The organism is Vibrio sp. Isolate22, assembly GCF_022398115.1.
Classification (GTDB): domain Bacteria; phylum Pseudomonadota; class Gammaproteobacteria; order Enterobacterales; family Vibrionaceae; genus Vibrio.
Genome location: NZ_JAKEUW010000060.1, coordinates 22,151 through 28,975 on the forward strand (window position 1 = coordinate 22,151; position 6,825 = coordinate 28,975).

The 6,825-nt window shown below is 43.1% G+C and carries 7 protein-coding genes; 6 read left to right on the plus strand and 1 reads right to left on the minus strand.

Annotated elements, in window-relative coordinates:
- The first annotated feature begins 312 nt into the window (after positions 1-312).
- The 6 genes from L1D55_RS22785 to L1D55_RS22810 all read left to right on the plus strand — a co-directional run bounded on the left by L1D55_RS22785 (position 313) and on the right by L1D55_RS22810 (position 6,546).
- Positions 313-2,367 (plus strand): M4 family metallopeptidase, encoded by a 2,055-nt coding sequence (locus L1D55_RS22785; protein WP_239918968.1) that lies wholly within the window; start codon positions 313-315, stop codon positions 2,365-2,367.
- 180 nt (positions 2,368-2,547) lie between these two features.
- A complete protein-coding gene (locus L1D55_RS22790) occupies positions 2,548-2,925 on the plus strand; it encodes a VOC family protein (protein WP_239918969.1) in 378 nt (125 codons plus the stop codon).
- A 201-nt stretch (positions 2,926-3,126) separates the two neighbouring features.
- Entirely contained in the window at positions 3,127-3,597 is a 471-nt protein-coding gene (locus L1D55_RS22795) for a hypothetical protein (RefSeq protein ID WP_239918970.1), read from the plus strand.
- A gap of 372 nt (positions 3,598-3,969) precedes the next feature.
- Positions 3,970-4,830 (plus strand): delta-class carbonic anhydrase, encoded by an 861-nt coding sequence (locus tag L1D55_RS22800; protein WP_128164181.1) that lies wholly within the window; start codon positions 3,970-3,972, stop codon positions 4,828-4,830.
- 156 nt (positions 4,831-4,986) lie between these two features.
- Positions 4,987-5,613 (plus strand): LysE family translocator, encoded by a 627-nt coding sequence (locus L1D55_RS22805; RefSeq protein ID WP_171761791.1) that lies wholly within the window; start codon positions 4,987-4,989, stop codon positions 5,611-5,613.
- A gap of 396 nt (positions 5,614-6,009) precedes the next feature.
- Entirely contained in the window at positions 6,010-6,546 is a 537-nt protein-coding gene (locus tag L1D55_RS22810) for an MSHA biogenesis protein MshA (RefSeq protein WP_181143961.1), read from the plus strand.
- A gap of 40 nt (positions 6,547-6,586) precedes the next feature.
- Here L1D55_RS22810 and L1D55_RS22815 read toward each other — a convergent pair.
- Positions 6,587-6,825: transposase (locus tag L1D55_RS22815; RefSeq protein ID WP_239916214.1), on the minus strand; the 239-nt coding region annotated here is incomplete at its 5' end.

The following is a 6,825-nucleotide window of genomic DNA, read 5'->3' on the forward strand; positions in this document are numbered from 1 at the left end:
GGTGAGTTGGCGTTGCTATTTTAAAATCGATCTCGCCCCTTAATCTCGTAGCGATTTGAAGCATCAAATTTCGGGAAATTATCAAAATTTGATACCCCTCCATATTTTACGTCTATTTAATGAGTTGTTGGTAAGTGCCGGAAAGTATTAGTTTTTTGATTCCCCACCTCACTTTCTATCTCGTGAAAATTTATGTTCTGAATCGATATCACATATAAAACTAAGCGCACTTAATCATGCGTGAGATCTATCGTTAAGATGCGCGCTCATCTGTAGGGTGAATTTATAAAAACAAAATTATAAAGGTGATGTATGCGTGGTACACATTTGCTAATGCTATTCCCAATAGCGTTTACTTCTCAAGCTGCCAATGTCGTGAATTATTCCGATGTCGATCTATCAACCATTCTAAATCAAAAAAATCAGGGCTTTAGTTCGGTAAATCAATCACTTGCTTACCAAGAAGCAAGTCGAGTTGAGATCGGAACAACGACACTCCTTCGTAAACAACAACTTCACTATGGCGTTCCAGTTTATGGTCAGTCGGTAGTGGTTGATCTTTCCCAGAAAGGTATTGCTCAAGCCGTTGATGGACAAGTGTTAACCGGCATTGAAGCTGATATTGGTTCTACTTTACCAATGATCAACGCGCAGCAGGCCATTGATATAGCCAAGTCTCAGCATAAAGGCATTGCGGCGATGACAGTGCGCAACCCAAATGCTGATCTTTTCATTTGGCTTGATGGCCAACAACAAGCTCGCCTAATCTATAAGGTCGATTTCCTGCAAACCAAAGGTATGGCACCTTCACGCCCAATTACGCTCGTTGATGCAAAATCTGGTGAATTAATTGATCAGTGGGAAGGGATTGCTTTCATTGAAGCGGAAGGCCCTGGTGGTAACCAAAAAAGTGGTCGCTACTACTTCGGCCCAAACACTCAGTATGGTGGGTTCCAAGTTAATTCATATTGCCAGATGGACAGCCAAAACGTTGTTACCGTGAATATGAATAATCGACAAGATTATGGGCAGACTCACCAGTTTGCATGTAACGGAAATTACGGTAAGAACGTCAATACGTACCGAGCCGTTAACGGTGCATACGCGCCTATGAACGATGCACATTACTTTGGCCAGCGTGTATTCGACATGTACAAAGAGTGGTTAAACACACGTCCAATCCAACAAAAGCTAACCATGCGTGTGCATTACGGTTCTAACTATGGCAATGCGTTTTGGGATGGTCGTCAAATGACGTTTGGTGATGGCAACCAGTCTATGTACCCATTGGCTACATGGGATGTGATTGCGCATGAAGTAAGCCATGGCTTCACGGAACAGAACTCAAACCTTGAATACCGTGGTCAGTCAGGTGGTATGAATGAATCATTCTCTGATGTGGCAGCGGCCGCTTTAAGTGAATATGTTCATGGCAGTTTTAACTGGAAGATGGGTGAACACGTTATGAAGTACAGCCCTGCAATGCGCTACTTCATTCAACCTAGCCAAGATGGTATGTCTATCGATCACGTTAACCAATACTACAATGGCATCGATGTTCACCACAGTTCAGGAATCTTCAACAAAGCATTCTACCACTTAGCAACCAGTAACGGTTGGGACATTAAAAAAGCGTTCATGGCTTACGCAACAGCTAACCAACTGTACTGGACGCCAAGATCTAACTTCCAAGCTGGAGCGGATGGTGTTTGTAAGGCAGCGCAAAAGCTAGGTTATGAAGCATCAGCGGTGCGTACTGCATTTAGCCAGGTTGGAATTAATGTTCAAGATTGTGGTTCCGGTCAGCCGAATCCGAACCCTAATCCACCAACATCAACACCAACACCAACACCAATACCGGGCATTACGGCTCTTGAGTTTAATGTGCCTGCACCTGTGCTGAGCAGCGGTAACGATCAGCAGCAATTCGTTCTAAAGAACAGCTCTCAAAGCGATGTTTGGATCCAAACTTACAATGGTTACGGTAACGTTGATTTGTATGTTGCTATTGGTCGCCCTGCATCATTGAATGATTATGATTGCTCGTCTACCAACTTGGATAACTACGAGTATTGTGGCTTTGGCGGTATACAAGGGGATGATATCTACGTAATGGTATCTGGTGCACAAGGGGCAACGGACGCTTATGTAGCGGTAAGCAGTGTATTGGAACTGCCTCAGCCTGAACCACAGCCAGAGCCAGAAGGTTCTTGTGTTGATATTCCTGAGTGGAGCTCAAACATTTTCTATCCTGCAGGCGCTACCGTTCAGTATTGGGGTAACCGTTTTACGGCCAACGTTGATAACTGGGGATCCGATCCGTTCCAGAGTTACTGGCATTGGACATTTGACGGGATGTGTAACTAACTTAACCCGTTAATCCAATAGAAAAATCGAACAAAGGGAGTGCTTAAAAGTACTCCCTTTATTCGTTAATAATGAGAGGTAACAACGCATAAGATGCTTGTGTCACTCTTCTAGGCGCTAGATTATGAGTGATAAACGTTCAGGGCTTCTGTAGAGCGGTTTAACTAGGAGCCATCATATATGGAAGTAAGTCATCTAGATCACCTTGTATTAACTGTTAAAAATATCGAGATAACAGTAGATTTCTATCAGAGAGTGTTAGGAATGAAACCTATACAGTTTGGAGAGGGACGCTGGGCATTATCGTTTGGTAACCAAAAGATAAATCTCCATCAGCAGGGGAAAGAGTTCGAACCTAAGGCTAGGCATGTTCAAGCCGGGAGTGCAGACCTATGTTTCATAACCAACACACACATTGATGAAGCATACGAGCATATCACTGGACAAGGCGTCACGATCGAAGAAGGGCCTGTCGAGCGAACGGGGGCAATGGACAAGATCACCTCTATTTATCTGCGAGATCCTGATGGTAACCTAATCGAAGTATCAAATTATTAGAAGCTCGATGTCGGTGGATTGTGCTATCCAAAAATCAGATACTCTATTTAAGCTTGAAGTAAGACTCCGTAAACCCAAGAGCCTCTAAGCAGTACGTAATTATGTACACATCTCGTTACGACAAAACAAGCGCGTAACTGGAACTTCTGACCTAAGTTACTTACAATCGAACAATGTTTTATTAATCCAGTCCCAATCGTCATGGTCAGAAAATTAATCACAATAACTATTAGCCTGTTGCTTTTATCTGCTTGTGCGACAACCAGTGAAAATCAAACTGACGAAAATATCTCAAGCAACGAAAAAGTGATTAACAACAGTGTCGAAGAGGGTGTAGTTAATGAAACGGCAAGTGAAGATGTCATTGAGCCTAACACAAATAGCGTAAAAGAGAGCTCCGTTGTCACCGCAGAAGACAGTGATATCAATAGCAATGACAGTGTGGCTTCTCATGAACTGAGTGAATCACCAGAAGCGAATGAAAAGACCCAAGTGACCGAGAAGCAAGACCCTGAGGAGCACGCTAAGGTTCACAGCGAAAAAGGCTTGGGAAACCATATATTCAATAACGGGCCTACGAAGCAAGTCATCAAATCATTGGAGGGTGTGACAGATGCTTTGAATGTCATGACTTTCGGAATATTTGCTTCAGGAACGCGACCAGCACAATAGCTAGATTTTAAAAATCACGACAAAACAAAATAGGCGAGCCAATGGGTTCGCCTTTTTTGATCCTGAATTTGGTGACTGGCATTAAATTCCTCAGGATTACGTAACGTCTTGTTTCTGCTCACTAACACAATATGAGTTGGATTTGAGTAAGGGGCAGGTCAGCGCAGTTCGCTATTTACTTGTTATGGAAGGGAGTCGCCGTATTTAACCTATTGATCTTGTGATATGCCCCAAGGGTTTGAATACTCTCCCAAAGTAAGCATTGAAATCTAATCTTACAAAGACAATGTCTTATACTCACTCGTGAGCATAGTAATATGCCGTTGTGACACAGTCAGTTAGGTTTAATAAATTAGAGTCTAGGGAAGAGATATGAAAAACAAAAGTGTGTTTTTAAGCGTCGCCATGGTTATGTTATCGACACAGGCGAGTGCGTCTGGTGCTAGCCATGAGGCAGTTTCAGACAGCGTTATCGCCGAACAAAGAGCACAACTGTCCGAAAATACACAAGGCAAAGGTTTTGGTCCGCAGGCACCACGTGATCTAGGTTCATACGAAGGGACTAACGAGCGCCTGTTCTCTGATGCGCCGGATTCATCTGCGATGAACTTATGTAATATTCACTTTCATAAAAATGCAGAGCACAAAGGTGGTGAGTTTACCCAGTATGCGGGTAATGGTGACGGCAAAGGTTTCCAAAGTGGATTCAAATATGCAGGTAAGCTAACTGAGGCAGAACTGAAGCCATTCGGTCAGGATATTTGCCCGAGTGACCATGGTTCACTTCATTCTGGTGATACTATCGAAGTGCATTATGTGTACTCAACGGCACAAGTGGAGCCGGGTGAAACATTGGGTGCGTGTTTTAATGATGCGATTACCAACCCTCAGTTACGTGTAGAAACCCAAGTCTACGTCTTAGTGAACGACGATAAAGCGCTTGATTTTGAAGAGTTAGCTAAACACTCTAAAGTGAATGGTTTACACCAAGCGACCAACATTCCACAAAATACAGGTTCTGCTATTCAATACGCAGGCTCTACTACCGGCCCTGGCTACAACGAGCAAGGTTCACCATTCCAAGTAACATGGAGCGTGAGACCACAAGTGGCGAAAGTGAACATCGCAACGGTTGGTAGCTGGTGTGAAGGGAACGACTTTAATGAAGACCACGCACATGGTGTGAGAAACTTAGTCGTAAACCCTAAGTTGCTGTCACCAATCGCGAACTAGTTAAGTTTCTTTTCAACTGAAGCTGAAATATAAAGAGCGAGCCATACGGGTCGCTTTTTTATTAATAAAGAATCGGTGAATAGTTTCTTTACTCCCTTTAAGATCGCATGTTACGTTCAGCAAATATCATGTTGAGCTATGAATAAGGAAAAGCCAATGTCGTTTGAAGGTGCGGTTACATTCTTTATTGCAATGTTTATATTTGGCATTACTCCGGGGCCAGGCGTATTTGCGATTTTGGCACGTGGAATGGTCGATGGATGGCGCAAGTGCATTTCCCTTTCTTTAGGTATGATATGCAGTGATCTTATTTATCTAGCGCTTGCTTGTTTTGGCTTGGCAACTATTGCGGAAAACTGGTCATTTGCTTTCGAGATAATTCGTTATGTCGGCGCAGCTTACCTTATTTACCTTGGGTACAAGATGTTCAAGGCCTTACCTGAAGTGCAAGGATCGGCAGAGCATGCAGCCAAAAAAAGTCAGAAATCAGAACTTGCTAGCTTCGCTCAAGGTTTTCTGATCTCAGCGTCAAACCCTAAAGTGATTCTGTTTTATATTTCTTTCTTACCCACGTTTGTTGATCTGACGGTTTTACGCTCACAAGATATCGTCTTAGTTTCTGTATTAGCTTCTATTGCACTAATGGCTGGCTTAATGCTAATTGCAATGGGAGCAGGGCGCATGGTGACTTTGCTGAAAACCCCACGGGCGCATAAACGGTTAAATCAAAGCGCTGGTGGCATCATGATTGCTGCAGGCTCATATCTGGCGATTAATCGATAGATATGGCTTGTTGAGCTCGATTCTTTACATACGACTCTTGAAACGAAAAGGCGAGCCAATTGGTTCGCCTTTTCGTTAGCTATATGTAGCTTCTATTTGGTCGTTCATGCTTTAGCTCAAATATTTGGATTAAAGTTGATCCGTATATCGCCTCATTCGATCCACCAGTATTATTGGTAGAAAGCTTATTCGTACCTTATGTGACAACGCTTCCAATTAGTGTTGAATTTATAAATTGAGCTCTTTCAAGCCATTTATGGCGAAGTGGGGAGAGTTTTAAGTGCGCTATTCAGGATGTATAGTTAATGATAATTCAATCATTATCTAATGATTGAGCTATCGAATCTTTAAGTTGTTGCTGATGTGGGTGTTATGAAGAAAAACGGCTTTACGTTAATGGAACTAATCGTTGTGATCGTGATAATCGGTATTATTGCTGTAACGGCAGCGCCGAGGTTTCTTAATATCCAAGAATCAGCGAGAGAAGCGGTGCTTGAAGGTGTTGCGGGTGCAATGGAAGGGGTCATTACACAAGTAACGTCAAAAGCTATCATCGCTGGACTTAATCCAGATGCATCAAACCCGGGTGATCAGAGCAACTACGTGATCGACTTTGGTATCGGTAGTGTTGAAGTTGACTGGGGAACCCTTTGCCCAGAAAGCCGAGGCGAGTCGGGCGACAAATTAACGATGATCGATTTTATGACCTTGTCTGATGATGACAGTATAATTTCTGACTTTGGCAACAGACACACGGTCGTCGGATATAACCAACCTTTTAGTGACGATGATTTAAATAAGAACCATATAACGGATGACGCGTTACCGTCAGGGTGTTATGTACTTTATGACTCTTTTGGACGCTCTAATGCCAGTCAATGTCCTCCGGAAGGGTGTGTGTGTACTGTTCGTGTTGTGAACGATGAGTGTTAAACAAACGCATTCTTAGCTTTAGAGACAGATTAAAAAAGGTTCATCGCGGCTTTCCGGGGAAAGCCGCTTTTATCTTCAAGAAGAAGTAGTCTGTATCTCGATACCCATACCCCATTCGCTTGATTAACTTTATTTTGTTGTTTATCCCTTCCAATGTGCAGGTGTTGAGCGGATAACTTGCCGATCCAATAATACCGTGAAGATAAGGCCTCAGTTTTCGTGCGAACTCTTTCAATGGCTTAATTCCACTTTCTTGCACTTGTGCCCACCATACCTCCC